Source organism: Microbacterium sp., from assembly GCF_047606685.1.
Lineage (GTDB): Bacteria > Actinomycetota > Actinomycetes > Actinomycetales > Microbacteriaceae > Microbacterium.
This window is the reverse complement of sequence record NZ_JASGEC010000042.1, coordinates 1-22,567: the sequence shown is the minus strand read 5'-3', so window position 1 is coordinate 22,567 and position 22,567 is coordinate 1. Positions and strand designations below refer to the sequence as shown.

The following is a 22,567-nucleotide window of genomic DNA, read 5'->3' as shown; positions in this document are numbered from 1 at the left end:
CTCACTCCCCCGCGAACGAGCTCGTGTCCCCGATCAGCCGGGTGTTGTCGGCGGGCACCGGCTCGACGGCGGCGTGGGCGATCTCGGCCGCGAACTCCGACACGTTGTAGAGGCGCCCGGCCGACTCGCGGCGCGACTCGATGGCGCCCGGCGCGGCGCGCTCGAGAAGCGTCGCGGTCACGGTGCCGACGATCATGTCGCCCGAGACGACCACGAAGCCGATCCCTCGCTCGTCGAGGGACGGGACGAGCTCGCGCAGCGCGTCCTCCCCGGCGCGCTTGGACAGCGCGACCGCCTCGTACTCCGGCATCGTCGGCGTCGTGCGGATGAAGTGGGCCTGGTGGCTCGTGACGAACACGACTCGCGACCCGTCGCCCATGAGCGGCAGGGCGGACCGCAGCGTGTTCACCTGCGCGTCGCGGTTGAGCCGCAGCGCGTAGTCCTCCGCCATCCCCGCCTCCATTCCGCCGGAGGCGTTGAGCACGAGGATGTCGAGCGACCCGAAGGCGCTGCGCACCTGGTCGAACATCGCCGCGACCGAGTCAGGATCGGTCAGATCCGCCCCGACCACGAGCGCCGACACACCCAGCTCGCGCAGCTGCCCGGCGAGCTTCTCGGCGCGGGGCGCCTTGTTGCGGTAGTTGATGACGACGTTCGCGCCCGCCTCCGCGAAGTAGCGCACCGTGTCGGCGCCGATGCCGCGCGACGAGCCCGTCACCAGCGCGGTCTTCCCCGCGAGAGAACCGGGCTCGAGAACGGGCGACGAAGCGGGCGATGGGTCGGGAACAGACACTGCGGACTCCTCGTGCGAGAGCCGTCCGCGGCCGTCGCGAACGGACACTCGACACTACCAAGCGCGGCGCGCCGCGCGGCCCCGCGCGAGCCCGCGCGGCGCCCGGGAACGAGAATCTGAGGCCGGGCCGCCGCCTGCCGGCCGCGTGTTAGGTTCGAGTGAGCAGGGAGGCGCCTCATGGACAACATTGAGCAGTTCGCCTGGATCGGTTGGGTCGCCCTCGTCCTGATCTGCCTCACGGTGGAGGCACTGACCCTCGACTTCACGTTCCTGATGCTGAGCATCGGCGGCGTCGCCGGCCTCGCGTCCGACCTGTTCGACGCGCCGCTGTGGCTGCAGGTCGTCATCGCCGCCGCGGTCGCGGCGCTGCTCATTTTCGTCCTTCGGCCACCGCTGGTGCGCCGCCTCCACCGTGGCGAAGACACCACGCCGAGCAACGTCGCCGCGCTCATCGGACTCGGCGGGCTCGTGGTGTCCACGGTCACCCCGCTCGGCGGCCAGGTGAAGCTGTCGAACGGGGATGTCTGGACGGCCCGCTCCGCCGACGGCGAGCTCGAGCCGGGCACCACCGTCACCGTGACCCGCATCGACGGCGCGACCGCGCTGGTCGCCGCCCCGACCTCCGAGGAGCTCAACGCGTGAACGTCGAGACACTGATCCCGACGGCGATCGGCTGGACCTTCGCCGTCGTCGTCCTCATCTTCGCCCTCGTGGTGATCGCCCGATCGATCCGGATCATCCCGCAGGCGACGGCTGGAGTCGTGGAGCGCCTCGGCCGGTACCACAAAACCCTCAACCCGGGGTTGAACATCCTCATCCCGTTCATCGACCGTCTGCGGCCGCTCATCGACATGCGCGAGCAGGTCGTCTCGTTCCCGCCGCAGCCGGTGATCACCGAGGACAACCTCGTGGTCTCCATCGACACCGTCGTTTACTTCCAAGTCACCGACGCCCGCGCCGCCACGTACGAGATCGCGAACTACCTGAGCGCGGTGGAGCAGCTGACCACCACCACCCTGCGAAACGTCGTCGGCGGCCTGAACCTCGAGGAGGCTCTCACCAGCCGCGACGAGATCAACGGCCAATTGCGGGTCGTGCTCGACGAGGCGACCGGCAAGTGGGGCCTGCGCGTCTCGCGCGTGGAGCTCAAGGCGATCGACCCGCCGATCTCGATCCAGGACTCGATGGAGAAGCAGATGCGCGCCGAGCGCGACCGCCGCGCCGCGATCCTCACCGCCGAAGGCTCGAAGCAGTCGCAGATCCTCGAGGCGGAGGGTCGCCGGCAGGCCGAGATCCTCAAAGCCGAGGGCGACAAGCAGGCCCAGGTGCTGCGGGCGCAGGGCGAGGCGGAGGCCATCCAGACGGTCTTCGACTCGATCCACAAGGGCAACGCCGACGACAAGCTGCTGGCGTACCAATACCTGCAGACCCTCCCGAAGATCGCCGACAGCGCGTCGAGCAAACTGTGGATCGTGCCCAGCGAGTTCACCGACGCGCTCAAGGGCCTGTCCGGCGCTTTTCTGACGAAGGCGGAGAACGCGGCTGCGAAGCCGGACGGCGCGCCGCCGTCGGGGCACTGACATCCACCCGTTCTTCACGTCGCCGACGCCGCGCGTGATCGCGCACCGCGGGCTGACGCTCCCCGACGACACGCACGCCGAGAACACGCTGGCGTCGGTGGCCTCCGCGCTGTCGGCGGGCGCCGTGTACGTCGAGTCCGACTGCCGCGTCACCCGCGACGGTGTCGTCGTGCTCTTCCACGACGACACCGTCGAGCGCGTCACGGGCGACCCCCGCCCGGTCGCCGACCTCACGCTGCGCGAGTTGGACGCGCTCATGGAAGACCGTGGCGGGCTGCTCACCCTCGCCACGGCGCTCGACGGCTTCCCCGAGGCGCGGTGGAACCTCGACGTCAAGGCCGCAGCCGCCGCGGAGGGCGTCGGCCGGCTCGTGGCGCCCCACGCCGAGCGTGTGCTCGTGGCATCCTTCTCCGATGAGCGCCGCCTCGCGGCACTGGCCGCCTCGGCCGACGCCGGCGCCGAGATCCGTCCGGCCACCTCCGCCGGCCGCGGCGCGATCACACGGATGCTCGCCGCGACGTCGGTCGGCAGCGCGCGGCTCGCCCGACGCGCGCTGGACGGAATCGACGCGCTCCAAGTGCCCGAGCGGAGCGGCCGGATCCGCGTCCTCTCCGATCGCCTGATCCGGCTCGCGCACGACGCCGGGGCCGAGGTGCACGTGTGGACGGTGAACGACATCGAGCGCATGCGGGAGCTGGTCGCGCGGGGGGTCGACGGCATTGTCACCGACCGCGCCGACCTCGCCCTCGACGCGTTGGGCTGAGCGCGGTTAAGAGCGCGCTGTGCATTGTCTGAGGAAAGCCCCACAGACGTGCTCGCTGGGAGTATCCGCACAGGCTGACGCGTTATACCTAATAGGCCGACGAGAGGACCCACAAAATGGCAGACCGCAGCTTGCGCGGCATCCGACTCGGCGCCCAGAGCCTACAGAGCGAAGAGGGCGTCGTGTTCATGGAGCGCACCGAGTACATCTACGCCTGCACGGCGTGCGGGCGTGACACCAAGCTCATGTTCGCAGCCGACGCGGAGGCGCCCGAGACCTGGGAGTGCCGCACGTGCGGCGCCGAGGCGGCTCTGCGGGTGGGCGAGACCACCGTCGAGGTCGACCACAGCCAGGACAAGGCCCCGCGCTCGCACTGGGACATGCTGCTCGAACGCCGCACGATCCCCGAGCTCGAAGAGCTCCTCGAGGAGCGTCTCGCCTACGTTCGCGCGCGGCGCGGCGCCGGCGAGGACGTCACCGTCGAAAAGCTCAGCGCGTAGCTCCACCCATCACGAGAACGCCGATCCGCCAGGGGTCGGCGTTTTCTCGCGCCCCCGCCGGCGCGCCAGCACGCCGAGCAGGCCCACCGCGAGCACACTCCCCCAGCCGAACAGCGCCTGGAGCCACGGGCCGATCACCGACGCCGGAGTCAGCCCCGTGCGCAGCGGCACGTCGGTGAGCAGGTGGCCCGCGGCATCCGCCTCGATGCCCGTGATCTCCGTCCCGTCGGGCGCGATCACCTGACTCGTGCCCACGGTGGAGATGTTCACGACAGCCCTGCCGGTCTCGATCGCGCGCATCCTCGCGAACGCGAGCTGTTGCAGGTTTTCGGACGTGCCGCGGAAATCCGCGTTGTTGGTCTGGAGCATGTAGACCTCGGCACCGGCGCGCGCGCCATCCCACACGACGTCGTCGTAGATGACGTCGAAGCAGATCGCGAGGCCGACCTCGACGCCGCCCACGTCGAGAACAGGCGGGCTCGCGCCGGGGGTGTACTCGCGCTGGACGAGATCGATGAGGTCGGGGGCGAAAAGGCGGTAGAACCAGCGGTCGGGCACGTACTCGCCGAAGGGGACGGGGTGCCGCTTGTCGTAGGTCGCCACGGGGTTGTCGGCGCCCGCCTCCCACAGCATCGACGTGTTGAAGTAGTCGTCGCCGCGCTGGGTGACCGCCGCGAGCAGCAGCGGCGCGTCCACGCGCTCTGCGAGCGTGTCCAGCGCCCGCGCTGTCGTCGCGTTGCGCGTCGGGTCGGAGTCCACCCCGCTCTCGGGCCACAGCAATACGTCCATCGCCTTCCCGATGATCGGCGCCGTGGCCTCCAGCTGCGCGTTGAGGACAGCATTGGCGGCATGCTGGTCGAAGTAGCCGGAGGGGCCGTTCCCCTGTGCCGCGCCCACGCGTATGCTCCCGGCGTCGGTGGTGGGGAACTGCGGGGTCGCAAAGAGCACAACGAGCGTGAGGGCGGCAGGAAGGGCGGCGCGGATGTCGCCGAGCCCGCGCTCGCGCGCACGCTCGATGCCGGCGGCGCACGCGAAGACGACGAGAAACGACAGGCCCGACATCCCCACCCACGAGGCGACCTCGGCGAACGGGCCGTTCGCCTGCGTGACGCCGACCCGGCCCCACGGGAAGCCCCCGTACGGGAACGAGCCGAGCAGCAGCTCGCGCATGGTCCACAGCGCGGCGACGAGCGCCGGGAGCGCGACCAGGCGCGCCCATCGCCCCGGCAACGCGCGCGGCAGCCAGCGGTACGCGAGGGCGATCGGGACGGCGCACGCTGCGGTGAGCGCGGCCTCGAGGATCGACAGCGCCAGCCACGGCACGGGGCCGAGGTAGCGCGCCGTGAACGACAGGTTCACGAGGAAGAACGACGCGCCGAACGCGAAGCCCACCAGCAGCGCCGACCACGCGCGACGGCCGATGAGGCCGACGAGCACGAGCGGCACGGCGACGAACACGGCCGGCCACCACCCCAGCGCCGGGTACGCCGTGGTGAGGGCGAGCCCGCCGGCGACGGATGCCGCAACCGCCGCCCACAGCGGCAGGATCGGGCGTTCGGGCACGAAACGAGCCTAAGCCGAACCCGGGGTCATCACACCGAGCTGTAGGCGACGATGCCGCGCCGCACCGCGTCCAGACCCGTGCGGGCCGTGCGCGCGAGGTCGCCGCCGGCGACGATCGTCAGCTGGTCGAGCAGGTCGATGGTCTGCTTGGCCCAGCGCACGAAGTCGCCCGCGGCCATGTCGGCCTCGACCAGCACACGGTCCAGCGGCATGCCCCGAGCCCACGTGTGCATCGCCGGCGCAAGCCCCGACGCGACGGGCTCCGACCCGGGCAGCTTGTGCTCGCGCTCGAGGTCGTCGAGCCGCGACCACAGCTCTTCGGTGGCGGCCAGCGCCTCGCGGAACGGGCCTTTCGGCATCCGGCGCTCTCCCGGGCCCGCCTCGTCGCGCCGGGGCTCGTAGACCAGGCAGCACGCAAGCGCGGCGAGGGACGCGGCATCCAGTCTGCTCCACAGCCCCAGCCGCAACGACTCCGCCACCAGCAGGTCGCGCTCGCCGTAGATGCGCCGCATCGTGCGACCCGCCGCCGTCAGCGTGGTGCGGCCGTCAGCGGCGACCCGCACGTAGTCGAGCTCGTCCAGCACGTCCACGACCCGGTCGAAGACGCGCGCCACGGTGCCGGTGCGCGTCTCGATCTGGCGACGGAGGCCGTCGACGGTGCGCTTGAGCCTGAAATAGCGCTCAGCCCAGCGCGCGTGCTGCTCGCGCTCGGCGCACTGGTGGCACGAGTGCCGCTGCATGCGCTTGCGCAGGTCGGCGATATGCTTCTGCCGGCGGTCGCGGGTCGACCGGCTCGCGTTGGCGTCTTTGCGGTTGAGCTTTTCGAGGTCGCTGAGCTCGCGTCGGATCGACGAGTACTCGCGGAAGTCGCCCCGGTCGCAGTCCATCGCCTTCGCGTATCCGGCCAGCGACTCCTCGGAGTCGCGTACCTGGCGGGCAAGCCCCACGACCGCGCGGTCGGCCTGGAACTGCGCGAACGACGACTCCAACACGTCGCGGGCCTTCTCCCGCCCGAACTGGTCGATGAGGTTCACAGCCATGTTGTAGGTCGGGCGGAAGCTGGAGTTGAGCGGGTACGTGCGCCGAGACGCGAGGGCGGCGACCTGCTGCGGGTCCATCCCCTCCGTCCACTGCACGACCGCGTGGCCCTCGACGTCGATGCCGCGGCGGCCAGCCCGACCGGTCAGCTGCGTGTACTCCCCCGACGTGATGGCGACGCGCGCCTCGCCGTTGAACTTCTCGAGCTTTTCCAGCACGACGGTGCGCGCCGGCATGTTGATGCCGAGCGCGAGCGTCTCGGTGGCGAAGACGGCCTTGACGAGCTTGCGCTGGAACAGCTCCTCGACGACCTCCTTGAACGCCGGCAGCAGCCCCGCGTGGTGGGCGGCGACGCCGCGCTCGAGGTTCTCCATCCACTCCCAGTAGCCGAGCACGGCGAGATCCTCGTCGAGCAGCGCGCGCGTGCGCTCGTCGACGATCGCGCGGATCTCGGCGCGCTCCTCCGGTGTGGTCAGCCGCCTCCCCGACCGCCGCACCTGCTGCACCGCGGCGTCGCAGCCCACTCGGCTGAAGACGAAGAAGATCGCCGGCAGCAGGTTCGCGCGCTCGAGGATGTCGATGACGTCGGGCCGGTCGAGCCGTTCGATGCGCCGCACGTGGGCGGAGCGCACCGGCCGTGTGTTTCCGCGGTGCGGGCGCCGTCGCGACGCCTCATAGCCCCCGGAGCGGAACTGATGAGAGCGGCGGTTGTTCTCGAAGTTCGAGCCCTTGAACGACCGGATGCGCATGAGCTCCTGGTTCACTTGCGCGGTGGCGATGCCGGCCCGGTCGTCGAACAGCGGCAGCAGGTCGCCGCGCACGAGCACATGCTGCTCGAGCGGGACGGGGCGTGTCTCCGACACGATCACCTCGGTGTCGCCGCGCACGGTGTCGAGCCAGTCGCCGAACTCCTCGGCGTTGGACACCGTGGCCGACAGCGACACGAGCCGCACGTCGGCGGGGAGGTGGATGATGACCTCCTCCCACACCGCGCCGCGGAAGCGGTCGGCGAGGTAGTGCACCTCGTCCATCACGACGTAGCGCAGCCCCCGCAGCGCCGGCGAGCCGGCGTACAGCATGTTGCGCAGCACCTCGGTGGTCATCACCACGACGCGGGCGTTGCCGTTGATGTTCGTGTCGCCGGTGAGCAGGCCCACCTCGTCCGCGCCGTACGCGTCCTGCAGCTCGCGGAACTTCTGGTTCGACAGCGCCTTCATGGGCGTCGTGTAGAACGCCTTCGCGGGGTGGCGGGCATCGCCCGGCTCGCGCATCGCGAGGTGGACCGCGAACTCGCCGACGATCGTCTTCCCCGCCCCCGTGGGAGCGGCCACGAGCACGCTCCGGCCGTCTTCCAGGGCGCGGCATCCGGCGAGCTGGAACGGATCGAGCCGGAACCGCTGCGCCTGTGCGAAGGAGTCCGTGACCGGGTGCCGTCTCGCCTCTTGCGCGTCCGCGTAGCTGTCCGCGGGCGTGCTCATGCGCCGGCGTCCGCCGCCAGCAGCGCGGCGTCGCGCTTGCGCTTGCGCCGGTCGAACAAGAGCGACACCCCGGCGGCCGCGAAGTAGAGCACCACGAGGATGCCCGCCAGTAGCAGCATCGAGGTGACTTCGTACGCGGGCGTCGCGATCGCGGCGAAGATCGTGGCGGTGATGATGGCGATGCGCCAGCCCTTGAGGATGTCCCGCCCGGAGACCACGCCCGCGAGGTTGAGCGCGACGAGGAAGACCGGGAGAACGAAGGAGACCCCGATCACCAGCAAGAGCTTGAAGATGAAGTCGTAGTACTCGGCGGCCGAATAGAAGTTGACTCCGCCTTCGGGCGTGAGGCTCCACATGATCTCGATGATGTGCGGAACGATCGTCAGGCCCACGTAGCAGCCGGCGAAGAACAGCGGTATCGCCGCAGCCACGAACGCGACGGTGTAGCGGACCTCCTTGCGGGTGAGCCCCGGCATGATGAAGGCCCACACCTGCCACAGCCAGACCGGGGCAGACAAGAAGATGCCGATCGTGAACGCAATGCGCATGCGCATGTCGAACGCGGACGTCACCGTCGTGAAGTTCAGCGCCGCGAAGTCGTCTCCGCGGGTCTCGGCGATCGTGCGGATGGGCGCCGTCAACAGCTCGATGATCGGGTTGGTGACGATGGCGGCGATGATCATCCCCGCGATGAGGCCGATCGCGGCGATGATGATCCGCTTCCTCAGCTCCAGCAGGTGCTGGGCGAGCGACATCCGCTTCTCGCGCTTGGGCGGGTCGGGCTCCTCGACGCGTGGGGGTCCGGTCGTGACCACGCTAGGAGGTGGAGTCGGACCGCTTCGGCGTGGAGTCGGCGTCCGCCGCAGTGCTCGCAGCGATCCCGTCGACCGCGTTCGACGCCTCAGACGCCGTGTCGTCGTCCTTCATCGCCTTCATCTCGCCCTTGAAGACACGCGCCGACTGGCCCATGCTCTTGGCCAGCGCCGGCAGCTTCGCCGCACCAAAGAGCAGCAGAATCACCGCGAGGATGATCAGAAGATGCGGCCATCCGAATGCACCCATGCGAAGCCTCCTCGGGATGTCGGTTGCCTCCAGTGTAACCCGGAGCGCGGCCCCCTTCGTGGAATGCGCGTCAGTCGGAGTAGCGCGCGAGCGCCGCGGCCGCCCATTCCGCAGCCGCGGCGCGCGCCTCGTCCGGCTCGACCACCTCGACCACTCCGCCGCGGCGCGCGGCCAGGCGGCGCAGCGCACGGGGGTCGCCCACGTGGATCGTGGCGACCGAGAAGCCCTGGCCGTCCGTCTCGACCTGGGCGTTGTCGAGGTACTGCCCGACCAGGGGGGCGGCGTGGTCGGGGTAGCGGATGCGGGCGACGACCTCGCCGCTGGGGCCGGCGAAAAGCGCGGTCTCGTGGTCGTCGTGCGCGCCGGCGACGATGTCGGTGACGACCAGCTCGCTCACCCGCTCGAGGTGGAACGTGCGCACCGCGCGACGCAGATGGCACCAGCCGCGCAAGTACCACTGCGCGTCGCTGGACAGAATGCGGATCGGGTCGACCGTGCGCACCATCTCGCCGCCGTCGAGGGGGCGGTACGTGAACGACACCGCGCGGCCACGGGTCAGGGCATCGGAGACGGTCGCCCGCACGTCGTCGACCGGGTCGGGGGCAAGCACCAGCTCCCCTGGAGCTGCCCCTGCTCCTCGGGCGAGCTTGGCGATGAGCTCCGCGACCACGCCCTGCTGCGCGACGACCGGCACCGCTTGCGCGTACTGCAGTCCGGCTAGCAGCGCCGCCGCCTCGCGCGATGTCAGCCGCGGCGCGCGCTCGAAGGCGACGACGTTGACGAGCACGATCTCGTCGTTCTCGTCGAACGCGTCCCAGTCGATCGAGAAGAGCTCATTGTCCATCCCGCCGGGCAGGCCGATCACGTTGAGGTTCTCGACCATCTCGCGCATCACCGCGGGCGTGACGCCGAACAGGCGCGCCGCGTCCTCCACCTTGGTCGGGCCGTGCTCGACGACGTACGGGACGAGCGTCATGACAATCGCGACGCGGTCGGCCGCGACGGGGTTCTCCCGCGCGGGCCCGGTCATGCCGCACCCGCCTTCGGCACGCCGCCCGGCGCCACGTCGAGCGGCTCGCCGCCGCTCGGACGGCCACCGTGCAGCGCGAGCACACGCTCCAGCCGGGCGACGACCTGTCGGCGCAGGTCGTCCGGCGCCACCACGCGCACCTCGGGGCCGTACGACGCGAGTTCGTCCGCCAGGACGTGCGCGTCGACATAGTGCAGTCGGAGCGTGCTGCCCTCCGCCGCGCCCCGCCTGCGCAGCCGCAACGCGGCCTCGGTGCCGGGCTCCACATCGACGATTGCCTCGTTGCGCTCTGCGACCTTGGCAAGCTCGGCGAGGGCGTGCGCGCCGGCGCCCTCGCGCCGTGCCGCGTCGAACGACTGGCGTGTCGCCTCGACCTGCCCCACGATGCGCGACAGCAGGAACGTGCGCTCGCCGTCGAGGTCGAGATCGATGCCGTACACGTGCCAGCGGCCCTCGAACTCGAAGACCGCCAGCGGCGCCACCGTGCGCAGCCGCGGCGTGTCGTCGCCGGGCTTGACGTAGGTGAACCGCACGACTTTGGCATCCTCGTTCGCGCGGCGCAGTGCTGGGAACGCCGGGTCGCGGGGACTGATCCGGGGCGCGAACCCGATGATGGGCTCCTCGACGTCGAGGCCGAGCGCTCGGATCTTGCGCAGCGCACTCTGCGCGTCAGACGACAACGACTCCTCGCTCCACACCGCGCCGGCGAGGTTCAGCACCGCGACCTCCGCGGGTGTGAAGGTCAAATCCTCCGGCAAGACGTACTCGGTCTTCGGGATGCGGTAGCGCGCCTCGCGAAGATCGTCGGGGTCGGCCTGTTCGCCCACCGTGTGCAGGGGCACGCCGAGGGTGCGCAGTTCCTCCTTGTCGCGCTCGAACATGCGCTCCAGGGCGTCCTGCGACCGGCCCTCCTCGCGCGCCTCGCGGTAGCCCGAGACCGTGGAGAGCACCTGCTCCTTGGTCAGCCCCCGGCCACTCGCCATCAAGGCGACGATGAGGCTCAGCAGTCGCTCTTGGGGCGTGATCTTGGTCGGCACGAGCCCAATTATTGCGTGGCGGTCGTCGTCGGCGCGTCGATTCCCAGAATGTCGATGACGTAGACGAGGGCCTTGCCGCTCGGCGCGTTCGGCACGCTGTCGGCGGTCACCTGGTCGGCGGGGACGACAACGAGCACTTGCGACCCCACGGTCTGGCCCGCCAGCGCCTCCTGGAACCCGGGCAGGCTTGCTGCCCCCACGGGAGCGGTCACCGGCGACGTGCCCCACGAGGTGGCCAGAACCGACGCGCCGCGCTCCCACGGCAGCCCGGTGTAGTGGATGCGGGCCCCGTCGCCGTCCTTCAGCTTCTCGCCGTCGCCGCGGACGAGGGTCTGAACGACGATGTCGGTGGGCGGATCCGCATCCGGCACGATGATGCCCGGCTGCCCGTCGGGCGCGCGCACCACGGTCGGCATGTTGCGCGCGTCGTTGAAGACCGCCGCTCCCGTCGCGCGCGGGAGGTACACCTTCCCGACGTCGACGACCAGCACGGCCGAGCTCGTCGCGTCGAGTTGAAGGCTCGCCGCCGCCTGCTCCTCGACACCGCCGGGGGGCAGTGTCACGTAGACACGCGAGCCTTCGGTGGCGCATTCGAGCAGCTCCCCCAGGTCGGGGAACGTCTCGATCCACTGCTGCATCGCGAACACGCGCGACATGTCGCCGTCGAACGAGGTGGCCACGAGCTTTTCCCCGCTTGTGCCGTCGTACAGCGCGATGTCGAGCACGACGAGCTGGTCGTCGGCGGTGATCGGGGTGCCTTCGCCTTCCACCGCGTCCCACGTCGAGGCGGTGTCGACGTGCAGCGGCGCGCTGATCGCGACGCTAGGCTCCGTGCCCATCGCCCCCGTCGCCTCCACTTGCGACGTGAGGCCGTCGGTCGGCGCCGCGGGGCGCGCGCAGGCGGAGGCGCCGACCGACCCACAGCCTGTCAGGCTGAGAGCGGCGACGCCGAGGACCGTGAGAATGGCCGGGATCTTGCGCACCGGGACAGTCTATGCGCTCTCGTCGGCCGAGCCTGCCGCCTGACGCGCGCCTTCGGCCGCCCGATGCGCCTCCCGAACGCGCTTGCGCAGGTTGCGGTCGGTGATCTCGCGCTCCCCGAGCGCCCCGGGCGTCCACAGTTCGAGGTCCTCGTCGGTGTGCTCGGTCTTGTTCCCGCGCCGCTTGCGCTCCGGTGGAACGGCTCCAGGCGCCAGGCGGCGGGCCGTGATGAGAAAGCCGGTGTGCGCCACCATGCGGTGGTCAGGCCGCACGGCCAGCCCCTGCAGGTGCCAGCCCCGCACCATCGTCTCGTTCGCCACCGGCTCGGTGAACTGACCCGTGCCGCGGAGCGCTTCGGCGACGCGGCTGAGCTGAGTGGCGGTGGCCACGTAGCACAGCACCACTCCCCCCGGCGTGAGCACGCTGGCGACGGCCTCGACGCACTCCCACGGCGCGAGCATGTCGAGCACGACCCGGTCGGCTCCGCCCGGCGGCAGCGCTCCCGGCAATGCCGTGGCGAGGTCGCCGATCACGATCTCGTGGTTCGCGGGGCTGTCTGCGAGGAAAGTGGCGATGTTGGCGCGGGCCACCTCGGCGAAGTCCTCGCGACGCTCGAACGACACGAGCCGCCCGTGCGGGCCGATCGCTCGCAGCAGCCACAGCGACAACGCACCCGAGCCCACGCCCGCCTCGACGACGGTCGCGCCGGGGAACACGTCCGCCTGCGCGACGATCTGTGCGGCGTCTTTCGGGTACACGATCGCGGCGCCGCGCGGCATCGACATCACGAAATCGCTGAGCAGCGGCCGCAGCGCGAGGTACTCGTGGCCGGCGCTGTTGCGCACCACCGATCCGTCGGCCAGGCCGACCAGCTGCGCGTGCGGCAGCACGCCGTGATGCGTGTGCAGTTCACCGCCGTCCTTCAGGGTGATGGTGCGCAGCCGCCCCTTGGGGTCGGTCAGCTGCACGCGGTCGCCGAGCCGGAACGGGCCGCTCGGCCGCGGCGCGGTCACAGCGCGCTTCCGGCGCGGAGGCGGGGCACGTGCTCCGCGTGGAAGGCGTGCAGGTCCGCGGCCGTGCAGCCGTCCAGCGTGGGCCACAGCCCGTGCGCTCCGATGCCCTCCAGCGACGCGATGTGCGGCACGCCGAGCGACACCGTTCCGGCGGCGACCGCGGCGCGCAGCCCGTTCGGCGAGTCTTCGATCGCGACGGTGTCGGCCGGGTCCACGCCGAGCGCCGCGCATGCCTGGAGGTACGGGTCCGGGAAAGGCTTGGGCCGGGGCACTTCGTCTCCGGCCACGACAAGGTCGAAGGCGCGCGCGCCGTCGCCCAGGTCGATGAGATCGACGATGGCGCGCGCCATCCGCCCCAACGACATCGTGACCAGCGCGGTGCGAACACCTTCGTCGCGCAGGCTCGACAGCAGCTCGCGGGCACCGGGCCGGAACGGCACGCCGTCGGCCGCCAGGCGCGACATGACCTCGTTCGTGAGGTGGTTCACGATGTCGGACACGCTCATGCGCACGCCCTCGGTCTGCAGCACGCGAGCGGCGTCGTCGAGGCCGAGTCCGAGCAGGCGCAGCGAGTCCTCGTGCGTCCACACTCCCCCGAAACTCTCCACGAGGGGGATCTCCGCCGCCATCCAGTACGGCTCGGTGTCGACGAGCGTGCCATCCATGTCCCAGAGCACGGCCCGCAGCACGGGAGGGGATGCGGGTCGGGTCATCGTTCCAGCCTATCCAGGCCTCGGGCCGTCTCCGGCAGCGGGTGGAGCGCGAGCCGATGCCGGGCGTCGCCGCGCCGTCGTCGTGTCGTGCGCCTATCCTGGAGGGAGCCCGCGCCGCGGGCCGGGAGGTGGCAGTTGGAAGGTCTCGGACGACGGGTTCTCGTGGCGGCCTTCGACGGCTGGAACGACGCCGGCGAGGCTGCGACGTCGGCGCTCGGAGTGCTGCGCCGCGAGGGGGCCTACGACGAGGTCTTCTCCGTCGACCCCGAGCTGTACTTCGACTACCAGTACACGCGTCCGTCCGTCTCGCTCGACGCGAACGGGAATCGAATGCTCACGTGGCCCGCCGCCACGATCCTGCGGCCCGCGCGCAGCCGCCGCGGCACGCAGCTGTGGCTGCTCACCGGAGTCGAGCCCGCCCGCGCGTGGCAGGCGTTCTCCGGCGAGCTCGTCGACGTCGCGTTGCGCGAAGGCATCACGGGGTTCGTGTCGCTGGGCTCGATGATGTCCGACGTGCCGCACACGCGCCCGATCTCGGTGTTCGCGGGCAGCGACAGCGAGGCGTTGCGCCGCGAGCTCGGCCTGGAGCGCAGCACATACGAGGGGCCGGTCGGCATCCTCAGCGCGCTGTCGTTCGCCGCCGAGCACGCCGGCATCCCGACCGCCACGCTGTGGGCGAGCGTTCCGCACTACGTTGCCGGGCACACGCCGTCGCCGAAAGCGGCGCTCGCCCTGCTGGACCGTCTCGAAGACCTCACCGGCGCGGTCGTGCCGCGCGCCGACCTCGCGGCCGAAGCCGAGCAGTGGGAGGCGTCGATCGACGCCGCCGCGGCGGAGGACGACGAGATGACCGAGTACATCCACCAGCTCGAGCGCACGCGCGACACGTGGGACGACCCCGAGGCGTCGGGCGACGCGATCGCCCAAGCGTTCGAGCGCTACCTGCGCCGCGACGGCGACCCGAAGGCGGGTTGAGCGTCCGGCGGGCACGATCTCACGGCTGGATGACGCCCAGCGACAGCAGCACGAGCAGTGTCGTTCCCAGCAGCACGCGGTACACGACGAACGGCAGGAAGCTGTGCGTCGAGATCCAGCGCATGAAGAACGCGATGACGCCGAGCGCCACGAAGAAGGCGACGACGGTCGCCGCGCCCGTCTCGACGAGGTCGTACGGGCCCTGCTCGCCGACGCTCTTGAACATCTGGTAAAAGCCGCTGCCGAAGACTGCCGGGATCGCGAGGAGGAACGCGTAGCGGGCGGCCGCTGCGCGCTCGTAGCCCAGGAAAAGTCCGGCGGTGATCGTGCCGCCCGACCGGGACACGCCCGGGATGAGCGCGAGCGCCTGCGCGAACCCGAAAACCACGCCGTGGCCGACGGTGAGCTCGCCCAGCTGGCGGCGCTTGGCGCCGACCATGTCGGCGATGCCCAGCAACACGCCGAACAAGATCAGCATCGCCGCCACGAGCCACAGCGACCGGAAGACGGTCTCGATCTGGTCTTGGAACAGCAGCCCCAGCGCGACGATCGGAATCGACCCGATGATGATGAGCCACCCCATCCGCGCATCGGGGTCGTTGCGCGGGACCCGGCCGCCGAGGGAGCCGAACCAGCGGCCGACGATCCGCGCGATGTCGCGCCAGAAGAACACGACCACCGCGGCCTCGGTGCCGATCTGCGTGATGGCGGTGAATGCCGCGCCCGGGTCTTGCGCGGCCGGCAGGAACACGCCGAGGATGCGCAAGTGCGCGCTGGACGAGATCGGCAGGAACTCGGTCAAGCCTTGGACGATGCCCAGGACGACCGCCTCGAGGAAGTGCATCGGCGCCTTTCTTAGCTGCCTTGGTTACGACGGGTGGTACGGCGGGTGGGCGGGTCAGTAGCTGCGGATCACGTCGGTGAGCACGGACTGCCCGAACTCGAGGGCGGCGATGGGGACCCGCTCGTCCACCCCGTGAAACATACCCGTGAAATCGAGATCGGGGGGCAGCCGCAGCGGCGCGAACCCGTATCCGTCGATCCCGAGCGCGGCGAGCGCCTTGTTGTCGGTGCCGCCGCCCATCAAGTACGGGATGACAGCAACGCCGGGGTCGTGGCGCCCGAGCGCGCTGACCATCGCCTCGACGAGGGAGCCGGAAAAGGGCGCTTCGAGCCCGATGTCGCGGTGCACGACCTCGATCTCGACGTCGTCGCCGACAATGCGCTGGATGTCGGCGAGCGCGGCATCCTCTCCGCCGGGGAGCGTGCGCACGTCGATGAGCGCCTCGGCTCGATCGGGGATCACGTTGTGCTTGTAGCCCGCGGCGAGCCCCGTCGGGTTGGCCGTCGTGCGCAGGGTGGCGCCGAGGAATCGGGATGCCGCGCCCGCGCGCGCCACGATCGCGTCCGGATCGGCGTCGTCGGCGCCGCTCAGCCCGGCCAGGTCGTCGAGCATCTGCCGGGTCGCCGGCGTGAGCGCGATCGGCCACTCCGCGCGCCCGAGGGCGGCCACGGCCTCCGCCAGCCTGGTGACGGCGTTCTCGTCGTGGCGGGACGAGCCGTGGGCGGCGATGCCGCGCGCGACGAGCCGGATCCACACGAGCGCCTTCTCCCCCACCTGCAGCAGGTAGGCGCGGCGGCCGTCGACGGCGATCGAGTAGCCGCCGACTTCGCTGATCGCCTCGGTCGCGCCGGCGAACCAGTCGGGGCGCTCGCGCACCGCGCTCATCGATCCCTCGATGCCGCCGGCCTCCTCGTCGGCGAAGAAGGCGAGCACGAGGTCGCGCTCGGGCTGTTCGCCGGAGCGCAGGATGTCGGCGACCGACGTCAGGATCATGGCGTCCATGTCCTTCATGTCGACAGCGCCGCGGCCCCACAGCATCCCGTCGCGCACCTCTCCAGCGAACGGGTCGACCGACCAGTCCTCCGCTATCGCGGGCACGACGTCGAGGTGGCCGTGCAGCACGAGCGCGGGCTTGGCCGGGTCGCGCCCGGCCACCCGCGCGGCAACGCTCGTGCGGCGCGGGCTCGGCTCGTGGAACTCGGGCTTGAGCCCCATCCCCTCCAGAAACGCCGCGACGTACTCCGCCGCCTCCCGCTCGCCGTTGCATCGCCCGCCGCCCCAGTTCGAGGTGTCGAAGCGGATGAGGTCTCGGGCGATTCGGGCGACCTCGGGGAGGTCGGAATCGGTCGCAGGCATGCGGTCCAACCTACCTGCCTGCTGCGTGGGGGCCGCGGGTCGGACGCGTCACCGCCCTTGATTTTGACCTCGTATTGAGAATGATTATCATTAAGTTGCCTCGCGATCGTCTGCGAGCGCGACCCCCTGGAGATGAGGAACCCCGTGCCGGATGCGATCGTCCTTGAAGACCTCCACGTGCGGGTCGGGGCCACCTCGCTGGTTCACGGCGTGTCCGTGTCGGTCGCGGCCGGTGAGAGCGTCGCGCTGCTCGGCCACTCGGGATCAGGCAAGTCGCTTACCGCGGCCGCCGTCACCGGAGGGCTGTCCCGGCTGCTGGACGCGACCGGGGAGCTGTCACTGGACGGCAAGCGCGTCGATGTCGCGTCGTCGCTTCGACCCGCGGGCTGCGTCGCGAGCGTGCAGCAGGACAGCTCGAGCGCGTTGAATCCGCTCGTGCGCGTGATCGGGCAGATGGCGACCCCCGCGCGCAACCACGGGCTCTCCGGCGCGGAGGCACACGCGCGCGCCGCCGAGCTGCTGGACGCGTGCGGCATCGACGACCCCGTGCGCGTGTTGCGCTCGTACCCCGCCGAGCTGTCCGGAGGACAACGCCAGCGCGTGTGCATCGCGCTCGCGCTCGCCTGCCGCGCACGCATCGTCGTCGCCGACGAGCCGACCACCGCGCTGGATGTCGTCAGTCAGGCACAGGTGCTCGACACCCTCGCGGCGGCGCGAGAGCGCGCCGGGCTCGCGTTGCTGTTCATCACGCACGACCTCGCCGCGGCCTCGCAGATCTGCGATCGCGCGGTCGTGTTGCAGGACGGGCGTGTCGTGGAGCAGGGCGCGTTCGCCGACCTCGTGGAGCAGCCGCAGCATCCCTACACCCGCGAGCTCGTCGACACGGCACGGCGACAGCCGACGTTCGACCTCCTCTCGCGGCGAGCGACGGAGGCGGTGGCGTGACCATCGACGCATACGCCCCGGACGCCGCGCTCGAGGCGGTCGGCCTCCAGCACCGGTACCGGCGTGCCGGCGGCTCCCCCCTCCGACGCGCCGAGCACGTGCACGTGCTCTCTGGACTTGACATCACGATCTCCCCCGGAGCGGCCATCGGCATCGTCGGCCGCTCCGGGTCGGGGAAGTCGACGATGCTGCGCATCCTGCTCGGCCTGGAGCGTCCGGACGCGGGCGAGGTGCGGGTCGGCGGCGCGCTCCTCGACGCCCGCACATCCCGCGCGCTGCGCGCCTTCCGCCGCCATGTGCAGTACATCCCGCAGGAGCCGGCCACGAGCCTCGACCCTCGAATGACCGTGGAGCAGCTCGTCACCGACCCGTTGCGCCGCCTCGGCGTGCCGGGAAACCATCGCGCCATCGTTGGGAGCGCGCTCGACAGCGTGCGATTGCCGACGCGGCTGGTGAGCCGCAAACCCGCCGAGCTGTCGGGCGGGCAGGCCCAGCGCGTCGCGATCGCGCGCGCGTTGGCGACGGGGGCGCGGATCCTCCTCGCGGACGAGCCGGTGAGCGGTTTGGACCGGCCATTGCGCGACGAGGTGCTGCGCGTGTTCGGCCAGATCGTGCGCGAGCAGGGGGTGGGCGTGGGCTTCGTCTCGCACGACCTCGACGCGGTGTCGTTGCTGTGCGGCACCTCCTGCGTGCTCGCCGACGGCCGCATCGTCGAGCACGGCCCGACGTGGGAGCTGCTGTCGCACCCGCGGCACGAGGCGACATGCTCGATCGTCGACGCCCGCCCGCGCCTGCGCACGGCGAGCGCCCCGCGACCGGAGGCGGACCGCACCGCATGACCCCCACCCACCACCGAGAAAGCGAAACCATGTCCTTCACCACACCCCACCGACGCGTTGCCGCCCTCCTGCTCTCGGGCAGCCTGGCGCTGTCGCTCACCGGATGCTTCTCCTCCAGCCCGCAATCCACCGGCGACGACGACGCGCGCATCAGCCTCGCCATGCTGCAACCTCCGCGCAGCGGCCTGACCCCCTTGAGCGACGACGCGTTCAAGCTCTCCCGCTGGAGCACGGCCGAAACGCTCGTCGTGCTCGACGCGAACGGCGACGCCCTCCCCGGCCTCGCCACCGAGTGGACGCAGACGAGCCCGACCGAGTGGCGATTCACCGTTCGCGACGGCGTGACCTTCCACGACGGCACCGCGCTGACGGCACAGCAGGCTGCCGCTTCGCTCATGGCGGCAACGAAGGCGACTCCGCTTCCCCGCATCCTCAACGGCGTCGAGCTGAGCGCAACCGCCGAAGGCGACACCCTCGTTGTCACGACCGGGAACCCCGACCCGCTCGTGCCGCAGCGGCTGTCCAGTCCGCAGCTGTCGATCCTCGCCGAGGCTGCGTACGGCGACGACGGCGTCGTCGACCCGGTGGGCCACGGCACCGGCCCCTTCGTGCTCGTTGATGTCGACGGCACCGCGGGCGCAACCCTCGACCGCTACGACGACTACTGGGGAGAGCCTGCTGCAGCGGCGGGCATCGACGTGACGTTCGTGCCGGATGGCGGCGCGCGCGCCGCAGCGCTGCGCACGGGAACCGCCGACGTCGTGGAGGCGGTCCCGGTCGGCCAAGTCGCCCAGATCGAGGATGACCTTATCCACGAGGTGCCGATGCCGCGAACCAACACCCTGTACCTGAACACCGAGAAGGGCCCGTTCAAGGATCCTGCTGTGCGCGCTGCAGCGGCCGCCGCGATAAACCGCGCCACGATCGTGGACACGGTGTACGAAGGCCGCGCCGACGTCGCCGCCGGACTGCTCGGCCCCGCGCTTCCCTGGGCTGCAGACCTGCGCGACAGCAGCGGCTACCAGGAGGAACTGGCCGACCACACCAGCAAACCGGCGACCGTGGACGGGGTCAAGATCACGCTCGGCACCTTCACCGACCGCGCCGAACTGCCCGAAGTGGCCGTGCTGCTGGAACAGCAGCTCGAGGCGGCCGGGTTCGTCGTGGAGCAGGATGTCCGTGAGTACCAGTACATCGAAGCCGACGCGATCGACGGGGCGTTCGACGCCTTCATCCTGTCGCGCGCGACGGTGATCGACTCGGGGGACCCGGTCGCCTACCTGCAGAGCGACTTCTCCTGCGACGGGACGTTCAACATCTCCCAGTTCTGCGACGCCGAAGTCGACGCGCTTATCGCCAAGGCTTCGCAGACCGAGGCCGGCGAAAAGCGGCGATCGGCGGTCATGGCGGCCGAGGCGGCGATTCTGTCGCGCAACGCCGCGATCCCGATGCTCCACGAGCGAGTGATCCAGGGCGAGGCCGCAGGTGTCAGCGGCGTCGACCGCGATCCTCGCGAGCGCACGCTCATCACGGCGGCGAGCGTCGTCGCGCGATGAGCGCTGCACGCGCGTGGCGGGCGCTCGGCGGGCCGACAGTCGTCGGCGCGTCGCGCGCCGTCGCGATCGCGGGAGTGGTCGTGCTGGTCGGGATGCTGCCGTGGGTGTCGGGGCGCAGTCCCGAGTACACCGTGCTGCGCGCCCGGTACGCAGACCTCGAAGCCACGCCGGAGGCGCTCGCCGCGGTGCGCACGGAACTCGGCTTCGATCGGGGCCCGTGGCCGATGTTCGCCGATTGGCTCGGCGGTCTGGCACGCGGCGACGCGGGGCGGTCGTGGATCAACGGCAAGCCGGTGCTCGGCGGCATGGTCGAGGCGCTCGGCGTGTCGCTGACGCTCATGGCGTTCGCGATCACGGTCGCCTTCATCGTCGCGCTCATCATCGCAGTCCCCGCGCTTCGCGCGGGCTTGCGGGGCGCGCCGACGCGAGGATCCGGAGCGGCGGCAGTCGCCCTCACGGCGCTTCCGGAGTTCCTGCTGGCGTCGGTCCTGCTCGTCGTCGGGGCGGTGTGGCTCGGCTGGTTTCCTCCCTACGGCTGGAGCGGCCCGCTGTACGCGGTGCTTCCCGCTCTGGCCCTGGGCCTGCCTGCAGGCGGGCTCATCGGGCGCCTGATGGTGGACGCGATCACCGCGACGTTCGCGGAGAAGTGGATCACCACATGGCGGTTGGCCGGATTCGGCAACCGGCGGATCGGGCTCGCCGTGGCCCGGCGCGCCCTGCCATCCATCCTCGGGCAGATCGGCTTGGCACTGATCGGCCTGACCGGCGGAGCCGTCGCCGTGGAGGAAGTGTTCGCGATCCCCGGTCTCGGGCGCGCGACCCTGGGCGCGGCGGCATCCCAAGACATCCCGGCTCTGCAAGCCGGCATCCTGTTGTTACTGCTGCTGGCGGTGGCCACCGGCGTCGTCGTGGCCGGCCTGCGGTGGATGCTGCTCGGGCCGGCACTGCGGCTCGGCGCGCTTCCGGTGCCCGCCCCCGAGGTGCGACGTCGGCGACGCGACCTCGTCGCACCCGTCGCCAGCGGCGCCATGCTGCTGCTCATCGTTGCCGCCGGCCTGTGTCGCGACCCGTACGCGGCGTCGCACGGCCGTCTGGCTCCGCCAAGCATCGCGCTGCCGTTCGGGGCCGACGCGCTGGGGCGCGATCTGCTGGCCCGAGTGGGGCACGGCGCGGTGACGACACTCGGCACGGCCGTGTTCGTCGTGCTGCTGTGTCTGGCGATCGGGCTCGTGCTCGGGTGCTTCCCCCGGGCAGTCACGGGGCCACTCGAGGTCACCAACGCCGCGCCGCCCATCATCGCTGGCCTCATCGTCGCTGCGATCGCCGGGCCGTCGATCGGCGGCGCGGCGATCGCGGTGGCGCTGGTCAGCTGGGCCCCGCTGGCCGCGCACACCGCCGCCCTGGTCGTCGAGGCGAGGGCACAGCCGCACGTCATGCTGTTGCCGGTGCTCGGCGTGGGGCGCGCCCGCATCCTGTTCCGACACGTGCTGCCAGCGGTCGTGGGCCCGGTGTCGCGCCACGCGGTCCTGAGGCTGCCCGGCACGGCGCTCGCGCTTGCCGCGCTCGGCTTCCTGGGCCTCGGCCCGCACCAGCCGACGCCGGAGTGGGGACTCGTGCTCGGCGAGGGGATGGGCTATGTGGAGCGGGCGCCGTGGACTGTGCTGGCTCCCGCCCTCGCGCTCGTGCTCGCGTCGGTGATGGCGGTCTCGCTCGCATCGCTGCCGGCACGCGGCACGCGCGCCAAGCGCGGCGACGGGGATGGCCGTCCGCTCGCGCACGGCGAGGAGCGTCGGCGTGATAAAGTCGGTCTTCGGTTGCAATGCCGAAACCATCTTGCGCGGGTGGCGGAATAGGTAGACGCGCTAGCTTGAGGTGCTAGTGCCCGTATAGGGCGTGGGGGTTCAAGTCCCCCCTCGCGCACAGAACGAAAACAGCCCCTCACCAGGGATTTTATGTCCAGGGTGAGGGGCTGTTTCGTCGTCATGGGGCGAGATATGGGGCAAGCGCCCTTGTTCGCCCCATTGATGGGGTTCAGGCTCCGGCGATTTGGCTGGCGAACTGTTCGACGGCGTTCTTCTGCATCGTCGGGGTGACGTGGCTGTAGATGTTCATCGTCGTGGTGATGGTGGAGTGCCCGAGGCGTTCCTGCACGACCTTGGGCGGCACGCCGAGTTCCATGAGGATCGTCGCGTGCGTGTGCCGAAGCCCTTTGAGGGTGACGCGCGGCAGGTGCTCGAACCTCTTGACCTTGACGGCCCACTTGAGGCGGCGATCCCAGCGGCTGGTCATCGCGTCGGGTGAGCGGGGCTGACCGTCGTCGCCGCCGAAGATGTAGGCATCGGCCCTCGCCAGCTCGAAGGACACTTCCGCGCGGGTCACCTTGTAGGCGGTGAGCACTTTGAGGGTCGCGGCGTCGATGTCGATGACGCGGGCGTTGCCGGTCTTGGTGGTCTTCGTCTTCGTCCAGTCCTCGGTGTTGATCGCGCGCCGGATGCTCACCT

At 70.9% G+C, this 22,567-nt stretch carries 22 protein-coding genes and 1 tRNA gene; 10 read left to right on the top strand and 13 right to left on the bottom strand.

Translation table 11 applies throughout. The annotated features are described in order from the left end of the window. Position 1: 1 nt before the first annotated feature. Positions 2 to 793, bottom strand: coding sequence for an SDR family oxidoreductase (locus QM611_RS04430; protein WP_415078693.1), 792 nt, complete (start codon positions 791 to 793; stop codon positions 2 to 4). A 177-nt stretch (positions 794 to 970) separates the two neighbouring features. On the opposite strand from QM611_RS04430, the gene QM611_RS04425 reads away from it, so the two are divergent. The 4 genes from QM611_RS04425 (at position 971) to QM611_RS04410 (ending at position 3,636) form a co-directional block, all read left to right on the top strand. After that, positions 971 to 1,435, top strand: a complete 465-nt coding sequence (locus QM611_RS04425) for an NfeD family protein (protein WP_415078692.1) — start codon at positions 971 to 973, stop codon at positions 1,433 to 1,435. After that, complete coding sequence (locus tag QM611_RS04420) at positions 1,432 to 2,373, top strand: SPFH domain-containing protein (protein WP_415078691.1); 942 nt, start codon at positions 1,432 to 1,434, stop codon at positions 2,371 to 2,373. The genes QM611_RS04425 and QM611_RS04420 overlap by 4 nt, the downstream gene beginning before the upstream one ends. Positions 2,374 to 2,407: 34 nt before the next feature. Then, positions 2,408 to 3,136 carry a glycerophosphodiester phosphodiesterase family protein gene (locus QM611_RS04415; protein ID WP_415078690.1) on the top strand — a complete coding sequence of 243 codons (729 nt, stop codon included), beginning with the start codon at positions 2,408 to 2,410 and terminating at the stop codon, positions 3,134 to 3,136. 116 nt (positions 3,137 to 3,252) lie between these two features. Further along, positions 3,253 to 3,636 (top strand): RNA polymerase-binding protein RbpA, encoded by a 384-nt coding sequence (locus QM611_RS04410; protein ID WP_415078689.1) that lies wholly within the window; start codon positions 3,253 to 3,255, stop codon positions 3,634 to 3,636. Between the two features lie 9 nt (positions 3,637 to 3,645). Here the strand turns inward: QM611_RS04410 and lnt are convergent, their stop codons facing one another. From lnt to QM611_RS04365, 9 genes are all read right to left on the bottom strand, one after another. Beyond that, positions 3,646 to 5,199, bottom strand: a complete 1,554-nt coding sequence (gene lnt, locus QM611_RS04405) for an apolipoprotein N-acyltransferase (RefSeq protein ID WP_415078688.1) — start codon at positions 5,197 to 5,199, stop codon at positions 3,646 to 3,648. Positions 5,200 to 5,228: 29 nt separating this feature from the next. Beyond that, positions 5,229 to 7,715 (bottom strand): DEAD/DEAH box helicase, encoded by a 2,487-nt coding sequence (locus QM611_RS04400; RefSeq protein ID WP_415078687.1) that lies wholly within the window; start codon positions 7,713 to 7,715, stop codon positions 5,229 to 5,231. Continuing rightward, entirely contained in the window at positions 7,712 to 8,470 is a 759-nt protein-coding gene (gene tatC, locus QM611_RS04395) for a twin-arginine translocase subunit TatC (RefSeq protein WP_415078728.1), read from the bottom strand. Before tatC ends, QM611_RS04400 begins: the two co-directional genes overlap by 4 nt. Before the next feature lie 61 nt (positions 8,471 to 8,531). After that, the gene (gene tatA / locus QM611_RS04390) at positions 8,532 to 8,777 is read right to left on the bottom strand and encodes a twin-arginine translocase TatA/TatE family subunit (protein ID WP_415078686.1); all 246 of its coding nucleotides are present in this window, start codon (positions 8,775 to 8,777) and stop codon (positions 8,532 to 8,534) included. Between the two features lie 70 nt (positions 8,778 to 8,847). Next, positions 8,848 to 9,807 carry a helix-turn-helix transcriptional regulator gene (locus QM611_RS04385; RefSeq protein ID WP_415078685.1) on the bottom strand — a complete coding sequence of 320 codons (960 nt, stop codon included), beginning with the start codon at positions 9,805 to 9,807 and terminating at the stop codon, positions 8,848 to 8,850. After that, complete coding sequence (locus tag QM611_RS04380) at positions 9,804 to 10,844, bottom strand: helix-turn-helix transcriptional regulator (protein ID WP_415078684.1); 1,041 nt, start codon at positions 10,842 to 10,844, stop codon at positions 9,804 to 9,806. The genes QM611_RS04385 and QM611_RS04380 overlap by 4 nt, the downstream gene beginning before the upstream one ends. An 8-nt stretch (positions 10,845 to 10,852) precedes the next feature. After that, a complete protein-coding gene (locus QM611_RS04375) occupies positions 10,853 to 11,827 on the bottom strand; it encodes an FKBP-type peptidyl-prolyl cis-trans isomerase (RefSeq protein WP_415078683.1) in 975 nt (324 codons plus the stop codon). A gap of 9 nt (positions 11,828 to 11,836) precedes the next feature. Beyond that, complete coding sequence (locus tag QM611_RS04370) at positions 11,837 to 12,838, bottom strand: tRNA (adenine-N1)-methyltransferase (RefSeq protein WP_415078682.1); 1,002 nt, start codon at positions 12,836 to 12,838, stop codon at positions 11,837 to 11,839. Next, complete coding sequence (locus QM611_RS04365) at positions 12,835 to 13,551, bottom strand: HAD family hydrolase (RefSeq protein WP_415078681.1); 717 nt, start codon at positions 13,549 to 13,551, stop codon at positions 12,835 to 12,837. Before QM611_RS04365 ends, QM611_RS04370 begins: the two co-directional genes overlap by 4 nt. 135 nt (positions 13,552 to 13,686) lie before the next feature. On the opposite strand from QM611_RS04365, the gene QM611_RS04360 reads away from it, so the two are divergent. Beyond that, a complete protein-coding gene (locus tag QM611_RS04360) occupies positions 13,687 to 14,526 on the top strand; it encodes a PAC2 family protein (protein WP_415078680.1) in 840 nt (279 codons plus the stop codon). A 19-nt stretch (positions 14,527 to 14,545) separates the two neighbouring features. Here the strand turns inward: QM611_RS04360 and QM611_RS04355 are convergent, their stop codons facing one another. Both QM611_RS04355 and QM611_RS04350 read right to left on the bottom strand, forming a co-directional pair. Further along, positions 14,546 to 15,370, bottom strand: a complete 825-nt coding sequence (locus tag QM611_RS04355; protein WP_415078679.1) for an undecaprenyl-diphosphate phosphatase — start codon at positions 15,368 to 15,370, stop codon at positions 14,546 to 14,548. Between the two features lie 54 nt (positions 15,371 to 15,424). Further along, positions 15,425 to 16,726, bottom strand: coding sequence for a M20/M25/M40 family metallo-hydrolase (locus QM611_RS04350; RefSeq protein ID WP_415078678.1), 1,302 nt, complete (start codon positions 16,724 to 16,726; stop codon positions 15,425 to 15,427). A 144-nt stretch (positions 16,727 to 16,870) separates the two neighbouring features. On the opposite strand from QM611_RS04350, the gene QM611_RS04345 reads away from it, so the two are divergent. From QM611_RS04345 to QM611_RS04325, 5 genes are all read left to right on the top strand, one after another. Then, positions 16,871 to 17,671, top strand: coding sequence for an ATP-binding cassette domain-containing protein (locus tag QM611_RS04345; protein WP_415078677.1), 801 nt, complete (start codon positions 16,871 to 16,873; stop codon positions 17,669 to 17,671). Further along, positions 17,668 to 18,510, top strand: coding sequence for an ABC transporter ATP-binding protein (locus QM611_RS04340; protein WP_415078676.1), 843 nt, complete (start codon positions 17,668 to 17,670; stop codon positions 18,508 to 18,510). The genes QM611_RS04345 and QM611_RS04340 overlap by 4 nt, the downstream gene beginning before the upstream one ends. A 29-nt stretch (positions 18,511 to 18,539) precedes the next feature. After that, positions 18,540 to 20,066 carry an ABC transporter substrate-binding protein gene (locus QM611_RS04335; protein WP_415078675.1) on the top strand — a complete coding sequence of 509 codons (1,527 nt, stop codon included), beginning with the start codon at positions 18,540 to 18,542 and terminating at the stop codon, positions 20,064 to 20,066. Further along, the gene (locus tag QM611_RS04330) at positions 20,063 to 21,919 is read left to right on the top strand and encodes an ABC transporter permease subunit (protein WP_415078674.1); all 1,857 of its coding nucleotides are present in this window, start codon (positions 20,063 to 20,065) and stop codon (positions 21,917 to 21,919) included. Before QM611_RS04335 ends, QM611_RS04330 begins: the two co-directional genes overlap by 4 nt. Continuing rightward, positions 21,902 to 21,986, top strand: a tRNA-Leu gene (locus tag QM611_RS04325). Before QM611_RS04330 ends, QM611_RS04325 begins: the two co-directional genes overlap by 18 nt. Before the next feature lie 111 nt (positions 21,987 to 22,097). Here QM611_RS04325 and QM611_RS04320 read toward each other — a convergent pair. Further along, on the bottom strand, positions 22,098 to 22,567 hold a 470-nt coding region (locus tag QM611_RS04320), incomplete at its 5' end, for a tyrosine-type recombinase/integrase (protein ID WP_415078673.1).